At 61.9% G+C, this 15,686-nt stretch carries 11 protein-coding genes; 7 read left to right on the top strand and 4 right to left on the bottom strand.

Features of this window, described 5'->3' with window-relative positions:
* The first annotated feature begins 53 nt into the window (after nucleotides 1–53).
* Nucleotides 54–1,742, top strand: a complete 1,689-nt coding sequence (locus ACYVHT_RS01865) for an ABC1 kinase family protein (protein ID WP_460547359.1) — start codon at nucleotides 54–56, stop codon at nucleotides 1,740–1,742.
* 120 nt (nucleotides 1,743–1,862) lie between these two features.
* Complete coding sequence (locus ACYVHT_RS01860) at nucleotides 1,863–4,025, top strand: hypothetical protein (RefSeq protein WP_460547357.1); 2,163 nt, start codon at nucleotides 1,863–1,865, stop codon at nucleotides 4,023–4,025.
* A 91-nt stretch (nucleotides 4,026–4,116) separates the two neighbouring features.
* Here ACYVHT_RS01860 and ACYVHT_RS01855 read toward each other — a convergent pair whose 3' ends face one another.
* The 3 genes from ACYVHT_RS01855 to hppD all read right to left on the bottom strand — a co-directional run bounded on the left by ACYVHT_RS01855 (nucleotide 4,117) and on the right by hppD (nucleotide 8,512).
* The gene (locus ACYVHT_RS01855) at nucleotides 4,117–5,853 is read right to left on the bottom strand and encodes a phospho-sugar mutase (RefSeq protein WP_460547355.1); all 1,737 of its coding nucleotides are present in this window, start codon (nucleotides 5,851–5,853) and stop codon (nucleotides 4,117–4,119) included.
* Nucleotides 5,854–5,969: 116 nt separating this feature from the next.
* A complete protein-coding gene (locus ACYVHT_RS01850) occupies nucleotides 5,970–7,217 on the bottom strand; it encodes a T9SS type A sorting domain-containing protein (RefSeq protein ID WP_460547353.1) in 1,248 nt (415 codons plus the stop codon).
* A gap of 161 nt (nucleotides 7,218–7,378) precedes the next feature.
* Nucleotides 7,379–8,512, bottom strand: a complete 1,134-nt coding sequence (gene hppD / locus ACYVHT_RS01845; RefSeq protein WP_460547351.1) for a 4-hydroxyphenylpyruvate dioxygenase family protein — start codon at nucleotides 8,510–8,512, stop codon at nucleotides 7,379–7,381.
* A gap of 174 nt (nucleotides 8,513–8,686) precedes the next feature.
* Here hppD and ACYVHT_RS01840 point away from each other — a divergent pair, with 174 nt between their 5' ends.
* The 3 genes from ACYVHT_RS01840 to ACYVHT_RS01830 all read left to right on the top strand — a co-directional run bounded on the left by ACYVHT_RS01840 (nucleotide 8,687) and on the right by ACYVHT_RS01830 (nucleotide 10,449).
* A complete protein-coding gene (locus ACYVHT_RS01840; protein ID WP_460547349.1) occupies nucleotides 8,687–9,073 on the top strand; it encodes a hypothetical protein in 387 nt (128 codons plus the stop codon).
* Between the two features lie 95 nt (nucleotides 9,074–9,168).
* Nucleotides 9,169–9,513 carry a DUF952 domain-containing protein gene (locus tag ACYVHT_RS01835; protein ID WP_460547347.1) on the top strand — a complete coding sequence of 115 codons (345 nt, stop codon included), beginning with the start codon at nucleotides 9,169–9,171 and terminating at the stop codon, nucleotides 9,511–9,513.
* A 93-nt stretch (nucleotides 9,514–9,606) separates the two neighbouring features.
* Entirely contained in the window at nucleotides 9,607–10,449 is an 843-nt protein-coding gene (locus ACYVHT_RS01830) for a hypothetical protein (protein WP_460547345.1), read from the top strand.
* A gap of 365 nt (nucleotides 10,450–10,814) precedes the next feature.
* Here the strand turns inward: ACYVHT_RS01830 and ACYVHT_RS01825 are convergent, their stop codons facing one another.
* Nucleotides 10,815–12,731, bottom strand: coding sequence for an ABC-F family ATP-binding cassette domain-containing protein (locus ACYVHT_RS01825; protein WP_460547343.1), 1,917 nt, complete (start codon nucleotides 12,729–12,731; stop codon nucleotides 10,815–10,817).
* 103 nt (nucleotides 12,732–12,834) lie between these two features.
* Here ACYVHT_RS01825 and ACYVHT_RS01820 point away from each other — a divergent pair, with 103 nt between their 5' ends.
* Entirely contained in the window at nucleotides 12,835–13,572 is a 738-nt protein-coding gene (locus ACYVHT_RS01820) for a tetratricopeptide repeat protein (protein WP_460547341.1), read from the top strand.
* 245 nt (nucleotides 13,573–13,817) lie between these two features.
* Nucleotides 13,818–15,458: a sensor histidine kinase gene (locus ACYVHT_RS01815; RefSeq protein WP_460547339.1), complete on the top strand. Its 1,641-nt coding sequence runs from the start codon at nucleotides 13,818–13,820 to the stop codon at nucleotides 15,456–15,458.
* Nucleotides 15,459–15,686: the final 228 nt, after the last annotated feature.

Below are 15,686 nucleotides of genomic sequence, written 5' to 3'. Positions count from 1 at the left end.
GTGCCGGCGCGGCCCAATCTGCGAAATCAGATTAATCTGCTTAATCTGCGGTCATGTTTAAGAATACGATTTCCAACCTTTCCCGCATCCGGCAGGTGGCCGAAGTGCTGCTGCGCTACGGCTTCGAGGATGTGGTGACGACCACCCCCTTGCGCCGGCTGGTGAGCCAGAGCCGCCGCCTGAGCTGGCAGCGCGAAGACCGGCAGGTGTTTGAAACCACACGCTGGGAGCGGGTGCGCCTGATTATCGAGGAGCTGGGCCCCACGTTCATCAAGCTGGCCCAAGCCATGAGCAACCGGGCCGACCTGCTGCCCGAGGCCCTGATTGACGAGTTTGAGAAGCTGCAAAGCAACGTGCCGCCCTTTGAAACGGCGCTGGCCCGGCAGATTATCGAGGAAGAGCTGGGCCGGCCGATTGCGGAGGTGTTCAGCGAGTTTGATGACGTGACGCTGGGCTCGGCCAGCATCGGGCAGGTGCACCGGGCGCGGCTGCTCACCGGCGAGGAAGTGGTGGTGAAGGTGCAGCGCCCCGGCGTGCGCGAAAAAGTGCGCTCCGACCTGGCCCTGCTGCACGAGCTGGTACGCCTCACGGCCGGCTTTTTGCAAAAGCAGGGGCTGGCCAATCCGCAGGACATTGTGGATGCCTTCGAGCGCAGCATGAGCAAGGAGCTGGATTACACCGCCGAAGCGCGCTCGATGGAGCAGTTCCGCAAGCTCTACGAAGACTACACCACGTTCTACGTGCCCAAGCCGTTTCGGGAGCTGAGCACCTCGCGCATCTTGGTGATTGAGTTTGTGAGCGGCTGCAAAATTACCGACAAGGCGCAGCTGCTGGAATGGGGCCTGCGTCCCGCCGCCGTGGCCGAAAACGGCATGGACATCTACCTGACCCAGATTTTTGAGTTCGGAATTTTTCACGCCGACCCGCACCCCGGCAACGTGCTGGTGCGCCCCGACGGCACGGTGGTGCTCATCGACTTCGGCATGGTGGGCCGCCTCACCAAGCAGCAGAAATATGCCTTTGCGGGCGTGTTCATCGGCATGGCGCGGCAGGATGCGCGCAGCATGGCGCTCAACTTCCGGCGGCTGGCCCTCACGGCCGAAATCCCGGATATGCGCGCCTTCGAAGCCGATTTGAGCCAGCTGATTGAGGATTTCGCCATGCTCGACGTGAAGGAGATGAGCATGAGCGACCTCGCCGACGCCCTCCAGAACATCATCTACAACTACAAGCTGCAGGTGCCGGGCGCGGTGTTTCTCATTCTGCGGGCGCTGGTTATTCTGGAAGGCATCGGCAAGGTGCTGCACCCCAATTTCAACACCTTCGAGTTTGTGCGGCCCTACGGGGCCAAGATTATCCGGGAGCAGTACTCGCGCGAAAACCTGCTGACGGAGGCCGAATACACGGGCACGCAGCTGCTGGCCCTCATCCAGACCCTGCCGGCCGATGTGCGCCAGATTGTGCGCAAAATCAGCAAGGGCGAGCTGCGGGTGAAGTTCGAGCTGGTGGGCTACCAAAGCCTGCTGCGCAAGGCCGACCAGCTGGTGAGCCGCACCATTCTGGCGCTGCTGTGCGTGGGCGGGCTGCTGTTTTCGGGCCTGTCCTTGATGGGCCGCTACTCGCCCGACATGCCCTACCACCGCGGCGTGCCCGAAATAACCTGGTGGAGCCTGGGCGCCACGGGGTTTCTGCTGCTGGTGCTCCTGTTGCTGGGCACCGGGCGCAAGGAGAAGCTGAAGTAGGCCGCGCAAACAGGCTTTTTGGACTGGCCGTCGCAATTATTTAAAGGCGAGCTTTGCAGCCGGGCTTGTCGGAAACGACCTTTGCGGGCGTGGGGCCCTATTTCTGCTCCCTTCGATTCGATGCCTGCTTCGTTGCGCTCCCGTGTATTTGCAGCCGTTTTTGGCATTATCCTGGGACTCGCACCGCGTTTTTCCGCTGCGCAGGTAGCGCCCGCCAGCCCGCCCATCCTCCGCGAAATCAGCCTGCGTACCGATACGGCCACGTACCTGCTTTCCCACAATACCGTGGCGGTGCAGGGGGTGACCACGCTCTATTTCTGGTTTCGGCGCGACGACGAGACGCTGGAGCTGCGGCTCTACCCCACCAATGCCACGAGCCTCAAACCGCTGCGCCTGCGCCGCAATCCCGATTTTCAGCAGCTCGACTCGCTCACCAAAGAGGAGGACGGCGGTTTTCGCACCCGGCTCAAGTTCGCCAACCTGACCAGCAGCCGCTTCCTGCGCCTGGTGGTGGAGCAGGCGGCCGACTCGGCGGGCCGGGAGCCCCGACGGGAGATAGTGCCGCTGCTGCCGCTGGCGCGCACCTCAACGGTGCTGCGGGTGGCTGATAACGAGCTGTTTGTGGGCGAGGAAAAGGTGTTTGAGCTGACCAGCTCGAACCCGCGCAACATCCACGCCACGGGTGAGTGGGTGCGCGGCACCGAGTTCGACTACCGCCTGGTGGCCGAGGCCAACGGCACCCTGCGCCTGCACGTGCTGCCCAACCAGCTGGGCATCCGCACACTGGCCGTGAAGCTGCAAACCGAACGGCCGATACTCGGGCCCGGCAATAAAATCAGCTACCAGCTGCCGGTGCTGAAGCAGGAATTCAACGTGAAAGCCAGCCGCCTGCGCTTTCTGTCGCCCGACAAGCGCAGCGTGACCATGGACGAGGCCGGCCGCCGCAAGGGTGTGGAGCTGATTCTGGACAACGGCCGTAGCTTCGAGCTGCGCCGCACCTACCGCGTGGAGGACCAGGAAGAGCCCGGCGGCGAGCTCATTGCCGAAATCTTTACCCGCCAGTTTCTCAGCAACGACCGGGTGCTGTGCTACCTGCGCCCTTACAACACGCACCGCCAGACCGAAGGCTACCTCTACATCAAGGAAAACGACGTGGCCCGCTACCTCACCAACCTCGACATCACGCCCCAGACCGTGATTCGGAACGTGCAGGTGCTGCACCGCGGCGGCGAGTGGACGCCCGGCCTGAGCGTGAGCCCCGGCGAAACCGTGGACGTGCGCCTGGAAGGGGAGGGCCTGCAGAAAGCGCGCATCTCGTTCGAAGACCTGCCGGTCATCCCCTCCGATTCGTCGGTGCGGACCGATGCCCGGCTGGTATATCGCGTGCGGGTGCCGGTGAGCTTCGACAAGCGCAAAAGCAATATCTACAACGCCGGGCAGCCGACGGGCTATGCCCTGAATATCAAGGAATTTCAGCGGCCGCACCCGCTCGATTTTGTGTCGGTGGCCTACGGCGACGCGGCCCGGCCCATCACCCGCCTGAACGGCCCGGTGCTGTACGATGGCACCATCCGCGACGTGGTGTTTCAGTTCAACCCGAATGCCATCGACACGCCCGAGCTGCTGTTCGGCAAGCAGTACCTGAGCTTCGAAATCCGGACCCTCAACAGCAAGGGCGAACTCATCGAGCTGCGCAACGTGGAAAGCCTGCTGGTGTGCCCCGGCGACAATTCGCCCCGCGCCGCCTTCTACGCCGACAAGCAGTGCCGCACCGACCCGCTCAGCCTGAACTCGCTGCTGGGCCGCAAAACCTACGACCTCGACGAGTGGAGCCGCATTGTGGTCACGGTGAAGCATCAGTCCAGCCAATACGGCGAAACCGGCTACACCCAAACCGTGGAGCTGGTGCTCAAGCGCCGCTACAAGTTTGACATCGACGTGAGCTTCCCGGCCGGCCTGCTCACCCGCAAGCAGGGCGATACCGGCTTTGGCGACCTGGGCGGTATTTCGCTGGCCACGCTGGCGCAGTTCAGCTTCTACAGCCCCAACAAAATCAATCGCCTGCGGCCCTACAAAATCGGCGCGGGCTTCGTGGCCCTCAATGCCTTCAACCTGGGCAGCAGCAGCACCAACCGCGACCTGGGCGTGGTGATTCTCGGCTCGGTGTACCCCACGCGGCGCGAGGCCAAGTTTACGTTCCCGCTGTACCTGGGCGGCGGCTTTTTGCTGGGCACCAGCCGGTGGTTCTACATGCTGGGGCCGGGTATTGGGGTGAGGTTGTAACGGACTGCCAATAAAAAAAGCGTCATGCGGAGTGCCGTTGAGGCAGCACTCCGCATGACGCTCGCTTTCAACAATCTCGCGAAACCCTGCGCTATTGCAGCTTCATGTCCGCAATTATCGCCTTGATTTTCTCATGGCCCAGCCGCGTGGCCAGGTCATAATCTACGGCTGATTTCAGCGGCTGCTTCACGCTGAAGTAGAACTTGATTTTGGGCTCGGTGCCGCTGGGGCGGGCCGAAATCTTGCTGCCGTCTTCGGTGAGGAACTGGAGCACGTTGGAGCTTTCCAGGCCGGTGTCGGCGCTGAGGCCGGTGGTCAGGTCGTGGATTTTGCCGGTTTTGTAGTCGCGGATTTCCACCACTTTCAGGCCGGCAATCTGCTGCGGCGGGTTGGCGCGCAGGTCGGCCATCATTTCCTGAATTTCCTCGGCGCCGCGCTTGCCTTTCTTGGTGAGGGAAATCAGGTCTTCCACGTAGAGGCCGTAGTGGGCGTACATCTCCACCATTTCCTGGTAGAGGGTGCGGCCCCGGTCCTTGGCCACGGCGGCCATTTCGGCCACCAGCGCGCAGGCCGAGATGGCATCCTTGTCGCGCACGAAATCGCCGATGAGGAAGCCGTAGCTTTCCTCGCCGCCGCCGATGTAGTGCTCCTGGCCCTGCAAATCACGGATGAGGCCGGCGATGTACTTGAAGCCCGTGAGCGTCTGGTAGCTCTTCACCTGGTGCTGGCGGGCAATGTCGCCCAGGATTTCGCTGGTCACGATGGTGTACACGATGAAATCCTGCGGGGTGGCCGTGCCGGCGCGGTGCCGGGCACTCAGCAGGTAGTTGGTGAGCACGGCGGCCGTCTGGTTGCCGTTGAGCAGCACCCATTCGCCCTTGTCGTTTTTCACGCCCACGCCCACGCGGTCGGCGTCGGGGTCGGTGGCCAGCACGATGTCGGCATTGGTGGCCTGGGCCTGGTCGAGGGCCAACTGCATGGCGCTTTTCTCCTCCGGGTTGGGCGACTGCACGGTGGGGAAGTTGCCGTCGGGCGTGGCCTGGGCCTGCACCACGTTCACATTCGTAAAGCCAAACTCGCGCAGCAAACCGGGCACCAGCGTGATGCCCGAGCCGTGAATGGGCGTGTACACGATGTTCAAATCGTGCTGGCGCTGAATGGCGGCGGGGTCGATGCTGAGCTTCCTGGCCTCGGCAAAATACCTGGCATCAATGTCGGCCCCGATGCGGATGATTTTCGACGGGTCGGCCTGGAATTTTACCTCGCTGGGGCTGGTGATTTTATTGACCTCGATAATGATGTTGGTATCGTGCGGGGCCACCACCTGCGAGCCGTCGTTCCAGTACACTTTGTAGCCGTTATACTCCTTCGGGTTGTGCGAAGCCGTTATCACACAGCCGCTTTGGCAGCCCAGCTCTCGAATGGCAAACGACAGCTCCGGCGTGGGCCGCAGGGCTTCGAACAGGTAAACGGTGATGCCGTTGGCCGAGAAAATACCGGCGGCAATTTCGGCAAACTCGGTGCTGTTGTTGCGCGAGTCGTGGGCAATGGCCACCTTGATTTCCTGGCCGGGGAAGCTTTGCAGCAGGTAGTTGCACAAGCCCTGGGTGGCCATGCCCAGCGTGTAGCGGTTCATGCGGTTCGAGCCGGGGCCCATGATGCCGCGCAGGCCGCCGGTCCCGAATTCGAGCGAGCGGTAGAAGGCGTCGGTGAGGGCATCGTCCTGGCCGCTGGCCTGCATTTCGCGGATGGCGGCCTGCGTGTCGGCGTCGTACTCGGGGCCGAGCCAGGTGTTGATGGTGTTTTGGATTTCGGGGGAGAGAGGCATGGAATAAAAGAAAGAGTTTCGGTAGGGTCAGAAACGGGCGTAAAGGAAAGAGGTTTGGGCGGAAAAACCGCACGGCGCGGATTACCGCTTCGTGGCGAAATCAGCCCGGTAAGGGCCTACGGAATGTCGATTTTCTGCGAGAAAATGCCGTCGGCAGACTCGATTCTCAGCAGGTAGAGCCCGGCCGCCACCTGCGCGATATCCAGCGCCTGCACGGCGGCACCCGCCGGCATTTTGGCCGAAAGGATACTTCGGCCCTGCATATCGAGCAGCGTGAGGGCCAGCGGCCCGGCCGTGGCGGCCGGGCGCTCGACGCGAATGGTCTGGCGGGCCGGATTGGGCGTGATGCTGATGCCGGCCAGCGCGGCATTGGCCGTGGCAGTGGGCACGGCCGGCGCCAGCCAGGCGCGGGTACTCAGCGCGTACAGCCGCTGCGGCACGGTGATGATGTTGACAATCCGCTCGTTGGAAATAAAAACCCGGTACTGGTCCACGAAGCTCAGCCCCTCGGCCTGGCCGATGAACAGGGCGTTGGGCAGCTCGATGCGGCGCTTGTTGCCGCGCAGAAACTGCCCGTTGCGGAAGTCCGAGAGCAGCCACAGGAAGGTGGCGCCGGTGCCGCTGTTGTAGCCCAGCAGGCCCGCGCCGGTGCCGGCCGCGTTGAGGTCGGCGGCCGTTATCAGGCCGTTCACGTTGAAGCTGCCTTTGAGGTGCGCCACGTAGGTGCCGGGCTGCGCCGGGATGGTGTAGTATTTGGTGCGCAGGTCGGCCCAGTTTTTCGTGAACAGGTGCAGCGAGTCGTTGGAGTAGAAAAAGGCCTCGCAGTCGAAATTGTGGTTGTTGGTGCCGGGGCTGAAATTGGTCTGGTCCGGGTAGCTGAAGTTGATGGCCTGCGCCGTGACCGACTCCGTGGGCGTGGTGCCGATGGCAGATTTCAGCACTTTCAGCACCTTCAGGTCGCGCCGGTCGCCGTTGTTGTTGCCGAAATCGCCCACGTAGAGGTTTTGCGCGTCGGCGGCAATGTCTTCCCAGTCCACGTTGGCGAAGTTGCTGATGGTGACCTGCTGCAGCACGTTGCCATTGGTCGAGTCGACCTTGAACAGAACGGGCCCGTTGCCGCTGTCGTTGAACGTCCACAGGCCCTGGCTGGTGAGCTGCAGGCCCGAGCTCTCCGGCACGGCGCTGGCAAGCGCCGTTTTGGTGACGAGGGTGGTGGTCGTGGTGGCGTATTGGCAGGAGCCGTCGTTGCTGGTGGCGCTGGGGTTGAAGTTGGTGGCGCGCGGGTCGGTGCAGCCGCTTTGGGCGCGGGCCTGAACGGTTATCAGCGAAGCCAATACAACCAGGAGGAAAGTAAATCTGGGCATCGTGCAATATAAAGCACGAACGTCTTGCTGAATAAAAAAGAACGTCATGCCGAGCGAAGTCGGAGCAGTTCTACTGGGCAAGTATTTAATTACTATCGCAGTAAAGCTGCTCCGACTTCGCTCAGCATGACGTTCTGTTCAGGCTGAGCGAAATACCGCGCCTACAAATTGCCGCGCAGCGCCTGCTCGCGCTCAATGCTCTCGAACAGGGCTTTGAAATTGCCTTTGCCAAAGCTCTTGGCGCCTTTGCGCTGAATGATTTCGTAGAACACCGTGGGCCGGTCTTCCACGGGCTTGGTGAAAATCTGGAGCAGGTAGCCTTCCTCGTCGCGGTCCACCAGCAGGTTCAGCTCTTTAATGGACGCCAAATCCTCGTCGATGGCGCCGATGCGCTCCAGCAGGTCTTCGTAGTAGGTGCCGGGTACGGTCAGGAACTCCACGCCCCGGCGGCGCAGCTCAGTTACGGTGGCGCGAATGTCTTTGGTGGCGATGGCCACGTGCTGCACGCCGGGCGTGTGGTAGTAGTCGAGATATTCTTCAATCTGCGACTTTTTCTTGCCCTCGGCCGGCTCGTTGATGGGGAACTTCACGTAGCCGTTGCCGTTGGAAACCACCTTGCTCATCAGGGCCGAATACTCGGTGGAGATGTCTTCGTCGTCGAAGGTGAGCAGCAGCTTGAAGCCCATCACGTCCTCGTAAAACTTCACCCACTGGTTCATTTCGCCCCAGCCCACGTTGCCCACGCAGTGGTCGACGTGCAGCAGGCCCACCGGCGCGCCCTGGGGCACGGTGCTGCTTTTGGCCACGAAGCCGGGCATGAACGGGCCGGTGTAGTTGCTGCGGTCTACGAAGGTGTGGACGGACTCGCCGTAGGTGTAGATGCCCGACAGCGTGACCGAGCCGTGCTCATCCTCAAGGGTATAGGGCTCGAAGGCCGACCTGGCGCCGCGCTTGGTGGTTTCTTCCCACGACTTGCGGGCGTCGTCCACCCACAGGGCCATCACCTTCACGCCGTCGCCGTGCAGGGCTACGTGCTTGGTGATGTCGGAATCGGGCAGGAGGGAAGTGGTGAGCACGAAGCGGATTTTGCCCTGCTGCAGCACGTAGCTGGCGCGGTCGCGCAGGCCGGTTTCGGGGCCGGCGTAGGCCACCAGCTCGAAGCCGAACGCGGCCTGGTAGTAGTAGGCCGACTGCTTGGCATTGCCGACGTAGAATTCGACGTAGTCGGTGCCTTTCAGGGGGAGGAAGTCCTGGGCGGGCTGGGCCAGCACTTCGGGCGAGGTCATGGTTTGCATGAGGGAAGAAGGGGGGATTTGGGGGTGGGGGGATTAACCGAGGTAAAAATACGGGTTTGATTGGTTTCGGGTGCCGAATTCGGCCGGCGGTGGCGCGCGCCTGTGCGGCATGCAGCGTAGGTTTGCCAAAACCTTCCCATTTTTGCAGCCAATCATCTGCCTTAGCGCCACCCAATGAACACCGAAGAACTGAACCGCGCCCTCGTGGCCCTGATTGAGAAGAAGGCCGAGCTGCACAAGCTCACCTACGACGATGCCCGCTACGACGACGTGGAAGAGGCCCTGCACGACCTCGAAGACGACTTCAACGACGAGTACGGCGACTTCCTCGAAACGGCCCTCGACAAGGTGCACACCGACCTGAAATCGGACACCGACGTGCTGCTGCCCACCGCCTACCTGCCCAGCACGCCCGGCTCCACGCCCTCGCCCAAGGAAGGCGTCTGGGTCGATTCGGAGAAATACCCCGGCAAAGAAGCCCGCATCACGCTCATTCCCAACCCCGTCCGCATCATGCTCACCGTGGGCAAACAGGTGCAGCAGGAGCTCTGGAAAGCGTAAAATCAATGAGTGAATGAGTGAGTGGGCGAATGAGTGAATGAAGCATTTTTCCCCATTCGCTCATTCGCCCACTCACTCATTCACTCATTGCCCATATGCTCTACCGCCTCGCCGAGCCCGCCGACTGGCAGCACGCCCAGCAAACAGGTTTTTTTGCCAGCGCCGACCTTGCGGCCGAAGGCTTCATTCATTCTTCGGAGCAGCACCAGATTCTGGAAACGGCCCGCCGGTATTATGCCGGGCGGGCCGATTTGGTTTTGCTGGAATGGGACGCCGCCGCGCTGGCTGCCGCCGGGGTGCGTGTGGCGCGCGAATGGGTGCCCAGCCGCGGGCAGCATTTCGCCCACGTTTTCGGGCCGGTGCCGCTGGCGGCCGTGCGCCGCGTGTGGCCATTTGACGCGGATAAAGCGGGTGATTTTCAGCTGCCGGCAGATTTGTAAATTGAGCCTGCAAAAAAACGGGGAGCCGTGCAACCCCAGGGCGCTGAACGGCATCTTCCGGCCAGAATTCCCACCACTAAGCCAACGGGTTTTATGGACCTTTTTACTCTTCGTTCCTTGCGTATGCTGGCCCTGGCCGGGCTGGCTACGGCCTGCGCGCCCACCTATCAGCTGGGGTTGAAGCCGGCCCAGTCCACCAACCTGTTTGTGGAAGGCCGCGAGCAGGCCCAGGCCACCGCCGACAGCGTGGATGTGCGCCTCAGCTTTATCTGCTACGAGGCCAATCGGGTGGTTTTTGAAGCGGAATACCGCAACCCCACGCGCCATGCGCTGGTGGTGGACCCGGCCGCTTTCCAATACGAAGCCAGCCGGCTGCCCGCCCCCGCTCCCGCTCCGAAGGCCAGGCGCCCCAAGCCCCAGCCGGGCGCAGAAGTGACGGCGGCCGTGGCCGCTGCCAGCATGGCCCTGCCGCTGCCGCCGCTGCCGCCCCGTGCCGTGCCCGCCTTCGACCCCGAGCCCGAAATCTCGGCGCTGCACGACAAGGCCGAGAGCGAGGCCAATAAAGCCGCCCGCATCGATTGGGTAGGACTGGCCCTGGGAGCTGCCAGCCTCACCGCCGACATTGCCAGCATTGGCAAGCGCGAAACCGTGGCCCAGTACCAGAACCGCACGGCCATTCACGACGTGGCCGTGACCTACAGCGTCATCTCGGCCGCCACCAAAGTAGAGCACGCCGTGGCTTCCGATGTGCTGCGGCAGCGGGCGGCCATGCTGCAGGAATACGCCCTGCGCAAGGTGACGCTGGAGCCCGGCCAGCAGGTGCGCGGCTACCTCTATTTCCCGCGCTACGATGCGGCCGATGCGCTGACCGTGAAGGCTCCCGTGGGCAGCCGCGTGGTGCCGCTGGAGTTTGCCCAGGTGCGCCGGCGGCAGTAGCGCTGACGTGCAATTAAAACGCCGGCCTGTGTATCTTTCGGCTCCTTTCCACACTTTTACCCATTCCTGCTATGTACACACCGCCACCTTCCTGGATGGCCGAAAGCGTTCGGTACCAGAAAAACGCTCGAAAATTTAGCCTGATTCTGGGCGGACTGCTGGTAACGTCAGCCCTGCTGGTCCAGATTTTCGCTTAAACAAAAAGCCCCGGCACTGCGCCGGGGCTTTTTGTTTGTGTGAACGAAGTAGGGGCAGGGCTTGCCCCCACCCGGACGTTGGAACTGCCGCGATGATGCCGCTCAACGGCGGGCGGGGGCAAGCCCTACATCCATTGACGTCTCAACCGTGCCAAGCAGAATGGAGTGCTATACCAGCTCCGCCAGCTCCAGCCAGCGCAGCTCCTTCTCCTCCAATTCCTGATTCAGCGCCGACAACCGAGCGCCCCAGGCGGCGAAATCCTGCGGCGAGCCGCTGCCGCCGTTCAGCTTGGCGGTGATTTCCTGCTTCTCCGTTTCCAAAGTCGCCATAGCTTTTTCGAGCTGCTCGTACTCCTTTTTCTCGGCGAAGGTGGCGCGGCGCTTTTGGGGCGAAGGGGCTACGGCCGTGCTCACGGGCGCGGGGGCGGCCAGCTTGGCGGCGGCGCGGGCGGCTTTGGCGGCTTTTTCTTCTTCGATGAGGGCAGCTTCGGCTTCGCGCTCTTCGAGGTACTCACGGTAGTCGGTGTAGTTGCCGGGGAAGTTGAGGACAGCCCCGCCGGGCTCGAGCACGAAAAGGTGCTCGGCGAGGTGGTCGAGGAAGTAGCGGTCGTGGCTGACGATGAGCAGGCAGCCGGTGAAGTGCAGCAGGAAGTCTTCCAGGATGTTGAGCGTGGCCAGGTCCAGGTCGTTGGTCGGCTCGTCAAGAATGAGGAAGTTGGGGTTTTTGATGAGCACGCGCAGCAGCTGCAGGCGGCGCTTTTCGCCGCCGCTCAGCTTGCTCACCAGCGTGTACTGCTGGGCCGGCGGGAACAGGAACAAGTTGAGGAACTGGCTGGCGGTGAGCACGTCGCCGTTGGCCAGCTCCACCACTTCGGCCACTTCCTTCACGATGTCGATGACGCGCTGCGAAGGGTCGAATTCCAGCTCGGTCTGGGTGTAGTAGCCGAACACGGTGTTGGTGCCCACGTCGATGGTGCCGGAATCGGGCTGCAGCTTGCCGGTGAGCATGTTGAGCAGCGTGGATTTGCCCGCGCCGTTCGGTCCTACCAGACCAATCCGGTCCTTCTTTTTGAAGACGTAGCTGAAATCGTCGAGCACCACGTTGTCGCCGAATTTCTTGTTCAGGCCGTCGGCTTCGATGATTTTGCCGCCCTGGCGGGTGGTTTTCACGCTCAGTTCAATCTGCTGCTTGTTGAGGTTGGTGCTGGCCTTTTCCTTGGTGACGTAGAAGGCGTCGATGCGGGCTTTTTGCTTGGTGCCGCGGGCCTGGGGCATGCGGCGCATCCATTCGAGCTCCTTTTTGAAGAACTGGCGGGCCTTCTCCACTTCCACGGTTTCGCGCATTTCGCGGTCGGCCTTTTTCTCCACGAAGTAGGCGTAGTTGCCCTGGTAGCGGTACACCTGGCCCTTGTCGAGCTCCACGATTTCGTTGGCCACTTTGTCGAGGAAGTACCGGTCGTGGGTCACCATCAGCAGGGTGAGGCTGGGCGAGTTCAGGCGGTTTTCGAGCCACTCGATGGTGGCCAGGTCGAGGTGGTTGGTGGGCTCGTCGAGGAGCAGCACGTCGGGCTCTTCGATGAGGACGCGGGCCAGGGCCACGCGCTTGCGCTGCCCGCCCGAGAGCTGGCTCACGTTGCGGGTGAGCAGCTCGCCGAGGATGCCCAGCTTGCCCAGAATCTGCTGCACCTGGGCTTCGTAGTCCCAGGCGTTGAGGGCGTCCATGCGTTCGAGCACGCGCTGGAGGTCGTCGGGCTTGTGGTCGGGGTCGTTCACCACGTGCTCGTACTCCTGGATGGCGCGGAGCGTGTCGTTCTGGCTGGCGAAGATGGTTTGCTCCACGCTCAGGCTTTCGTCGAACACGGGGTTCTGGCCCAGGTAGGTGACGCGGATGCCCTTGCGCACGCTCACCGAGCCGGTGTCGGGGGCTTCGAGGCCGGCCAGCACCTTCATGAGGGTGGTTTTGCCGGTGCCGTTGATGCCCACAAAGGCCACGCGCTGCCCTAGGTTGAGGCCGAAGTTGAGGTCTTTAAACAGCCAGCGGTCGGCGTAATTCTTCGAGATGTTCTCGGCGGATAACAGGTTCATAGGCCGCAAAGGTACGGCCGGGGCGGGCGGGGACAGGTGGGCAGTATTGCTTCTATGTTGCGAGCAGTATCATGGTTCTACAAGCTGAACGCATATTTACCGAATGAAAAAACTATTATTCTGGATGATGACATTAGCCTTCTGTCAGGGATGTCAAGCACAAAGTCAGCAAGAGCAAGCGAGAGCTTTTGCATTAGCAGAGCAAGCACTCGCTTCAGGAAACAGCCAGGAGGCAATTCAACGGTTTGATGAAATTCTTAAAACCAGCCCTGATTCCGAAAGGGCTTTGTTGCTTCGTTGTAAAGCCAAATACAAGCTGCAAGATTACCAAGGAGCCATTAAAGACGCTCAGCAGATTTTGGCTATCAAGCCAAATGTCTCTTCTGAGCAGGATTATTTGGCGCTTTTGAATTTGGGAATTTGCTATAATAATCTCCGACAATTCGAGCAGGCTCGTCAATATCTTTATCAGGCTCAAAAAGTTGATTCTACAGACGTTAGGATACCGGAAAGCTTGGGTTATGGATTCTCAGAAGAGCATGATTTTGCAAAAGCCATTAAGAATTACAGCCATGCAGTAAAACTTAATTCCAGCTCAAAAACAATTTTTTACGGCCTTGGAAAATCATACTTGCAAGCAAACCAATATCCCGAGGCTGTTAAGGCATATGACCAAGCTATTAAACTTGACCCTGCATATGCGGTGGCGTATCAAAACCGTGCATCTGCAAAATATTTGATGCAAGACTTGGACGGCTGTTGCGCTGATTTAAAACGTTGCGAGGAACTTGGAGTTAACAACGCTCAAGTAGTGGCATTTAGGGAGAAGGTTTGTCAGTGACTTATAGTCCCTTCCGCAGCTACCGACACGCCCCGGCGTGGCGGGGGCGCAGGGGCGGCGCCGCGACCAACCTACCCCGCATCCGTGGGCGCCGCATAGAATCCTAAGCGCCGCAGATATGGCCGCAGCAGTAGCGGTTGGAGGAAGCCGGTACTAAAAAAAAAACGCCGGATAAGCCAAAGCATCGGTTAATTCGTACATGCGGCCCACTGGCAGGCAACGCAGGTTGCCACTGTTTCACCTGTATGCTACAACCTTATTTGTGCGCGGCCGGAATCGATTCCGACGAGTTGCTGCTCAAGCTGCTGGAGTCCCTGCCCGGCATGGCCGCGCTGCACCAGCCGGTGTTCGATGCCGAAGGCCACATCGTCGATTTTAACGTGCTGTACCTCAACCCCGGGGCGCAGGAGCAGTTTGGCCTGCCTGCGCAGCCCCGGCAAACCATGCGCCAGGCGTTTCCCAACAGCCTGCTGAACGGCAGCTACGCGTTTTTGCTGAAAGTATGGGCCAGCGACCAGCCCTGCTATTTCACGCAGCACTATCCCCAGCACACCCGCGTGCCCGTGCTGCACATGCAGGGCCAGCGCGTGGGCCCCGTGCTGCTGGTGCTCGAGCACTTGCCGGCCAGCCCGCTGCAGGAAGAGCTGCGCTATTTTACCGAGCAGCAGCAGGCCCGCACGCAGCAGCTCGAAACTTCCCTGCTCAAAACCCAGCACCTGTTCAACCTCGACAAGCAGGAGCACCGCCTGCTGAGCCGCGTCCTCGACCAGCTGCCGGCCGGCGTGGCCGTGCTCAAGGGCCCCGACCTGAGCTTCCGGTTTGTGAACGCCAGCTACCAGGTGCTGATTGAGGGGCGGGCGCAGCTGGGCCGCCCCATTGCCGCGTGCCTGCCCGAAATTGAGGAGCAGGGCTTTGTGGAATTGCTGAACCGCGTGTACGCCACCGGCGAGTCGTACGTGGGCCTGAACACGCCGGTGCGGCTGCTCGAAGCGGCCACCAACACCCTGGAGCTGCACTACTTCGACTTCAGCTACCAGGCCCTGCGCAACAGCGAGCAGCAGGTGTCCGGCATCCTCATCTTCGCCACCGACGTGACGGCCCACGAGCTGGCCCGCCAGCAAACCCACCAGCTGGGCGAGTCGCTGGCCAGCGCCAACGAGGAGCTGCGCAAGGCCAACGCCCGCCTGCTGCACCACAACACCGACCTCGACACGTTTGTGAACGTGGCCTCGCACGATTTGCGCACGCCCATCGTCAACATTGCCGGCCTGCTCGATGTGCTGCGCGACGAACTGCCCGTGGACGTGCTGGGCCGCGGGCCGGTGAGCCAGGTGCTCTCGCTGCTGGGGCAGTCCGTCGACCGCTTCCAGCAAACCCTGACCTACCTCACCGAGCTGGCCGAGCTGCAGCCCGACGCTCTGCCGTCGGTATCGCCGCTGGAGCTGGCCGCCCTCGTCGACAACGTGTGCCTCGACCTGGCCCCGCAGCTGACCGCCAGCCAGGGCCGCATCGGCATCACCATCGAAGAGTGCACCCACCTGCCGTATCCGGCCAAGCACCTGCGCAGCATCGTTTACAACCTGCTCTCGAACGCCATCAAGTACCGCCGGCCCGACCACCCGCCCCTCATCGACTTCTACGCCACCTGCACCAAGGGGGCGGCCGTTATCCGGGTGCAGGACAACGGCCTGGGGCTTACGTCGGCCCAGCAGGGGCGGCTGTTTGGGCTGTTTCAGCGCCTGCACTCCCACGTCGAGGGCAAGGGCCTGGGGCTGTACGCGGTGAAAAAGCTGGTGGAAAACGCCGGCGGCCACATTGCCGTGCGCAGCCAGCCCGGCGAGGGCTCCACGTTCACCATCACCCTGCCGCTGCCGCTCGACGACTGACCACCGGTGCGTGGGGTGGGCCGGCCGAAGGCAGCGGTGTGCGCAACAGCCGCCATGCGCCCCGTGCCCACCGCGCCTTTAGCCGCTGCCGACACTTTCGGCATAGGCGGGGCGCAGGGCCAGCGGACATTCAGCCAATGAGATGCGTGCCACGTTTCTGTAAAGCCTGCCGGAAGCTGAGCACAGGCCGGCGGCGCTGGCATAACCCTGCGCGGCGGTTTGGCCGTA

This window comes from Hymenobacter daeguensis, assembly GCF_054780555.1.
Note: the sequence above shows the minus strand (reverse complement) of the source record. Positions and strands in the feature narration are given on the sequence as shown.